General features: G+C 64.9%; 1 protein-coding gene. It reads left to right on the top strand.

Features of this window, described 5'->3' with window-relative positions:
* On the top strand, positions 1-1,683 hold a 1,683-nt coding region (locus KFO72_RS41770), incomplete at its 5' end, for an acyl-CoA dehydrogenase (protein WP_225034545.1).

Here is a 1,683-nt window from a genome sequence, read left to right on the forward strand (position 1 = left end):
GCGCAAGCCGTGCTCGAAGAATCCGCGAAGCTGTGCGGGGAAGTGCTGGCGCCGCTGAACGTCGAAGGCGACAGGAACCCGAGCAACTGGAAAGACGGCCACGTCACGGCGACGCCCGGTTTCGCCGATGCATTCCGCCAGTTCGCCGCAGGCGGCTGGCAGGGCGTGCAGCATCCCGTCGAATACGAAGGCCAGGGCCTGCCGAAGCTGATCGCGACGGCCTGTATCGAGATGCTGAACGCGTCGAACCTGTCGTTCGCGCTGTGCCCGCTGCTGACGGATGGCGCGATCGAGGCGCTGCTCACGGCAGGCAGCGACGCCCAGAAAAAGACCTACGTGCCGAAGCTGATTTCCGGCGAATGGACGGGCACGATGAACCTCACCGAGCCGCAGGCGGGCTCCGATCTCGCGCTGGTGCGCACGCGCGCCGAGCCGCAGGGCGATGGTTCGTTCAAGCTGTTCGGCACGAAGATTTTCATCACGTGGGGCGAGCACGACATGGCGGACAACATCGTCCACCTCGTGCTCGCGCGTACGCCGGATGCGCCCGAGGGCGTGAAGGGCATTTCGCTGTTCGTCGTGCCGAAGTTTCTCGTCAACGAGGACGGCTCGCTGGGCGAGCGTAACGACGTGCATTGCGTGTCGATCGAGCACAAGCTAGGGATCAAGGCGAGCCCGACGGCCGTGCTTCAGTTCGGCGATCACGGTGGCGCAATCGGTCACCTGATCGGTGAAGAGAATCGCGGCCTCGAATACATGTTCATCATGATGAACGCGGCGCGGTTTGCGGTCGGCATGCAGGGCGTGGCGATATCGGATCGTGCGTACCAGAAGGCGGTCGCGTACGCGAAGGAGCGCGTGCAGAGCCGGCCGGTTGACGGCTCCGCGAAACAGGCCGTGTCGATCATTCATCATCCCGACGTGCGCCGCATGCTGTCGACGATGCGCGCACTCACGGAAGGCTCGCGCGCGCTGGCCTACGTCGCGGCCTCGCACAGCGATCTCGCGCACCGCCATCCCGACGAGACGAAGCGTGCGGAGCATCAGGCGATCTACGAATACCTGGTGCCGATCGTGAAGGGCTGGAGCACGGAGCTGTCGGTGGATGTGACGAGCCTCGGCGTGCAGGTGCATGGCGGCATGGGCTTCATCGAGGAAACGGGGGCGGCGCAGTACTATCGCGACGCGCGCATCCTGCCGATCTACGAAGGCACGACGGCCATCCAGGCCAACGATCTCGTCGGCCGCAAGACGGTGCGTGACGGCGGCGCGGTCGCAAAAGCACTGCTGGCGCAGATTGCGCAGACGGTCGAAGCGCTCAAGCCGCACAAGGGCGCAGCGTTCGATTCGATGCAGAAACATCTGTCACTCGGACACGACGCGCTGCAATCGGCCGTGGCGTATGTCGTCGCGAATGCGAAGCGCGATCCGAATGCGGTATTCGCGGGCAGCGTGCCGTATCTGAAGCTTGCGGGCATCGTGCTGGGCGGCTGGCAGATGGCGCGCGCGATGCTGGCGGCGCACGAGAAGCACGCGCAGGACGCGTCGTTTTATAGCGCGAAGATCGCGACCGCGCAGTTCTTCGCGGAACATGTGCTGCCGCAGGCGGTGGCGTTAGAAGCGTCGATCACCAGCGCGAAGGGCGGCGAGGGCGTGCTCGCGTTGTCCGAAGATCAGTTCTGA

The sequence above is a fragment of the Paraburkholderia sp. XV genome (genome assembly GCF_020177535.1).
Classification (GTDB): domain Bacteria; phylum Pseudomonadota; class Gammaproteobacteria; order Burkholderiales; family Burkholderiaceae; genus Paraburkholderia; species Paraburkholderia caribensis.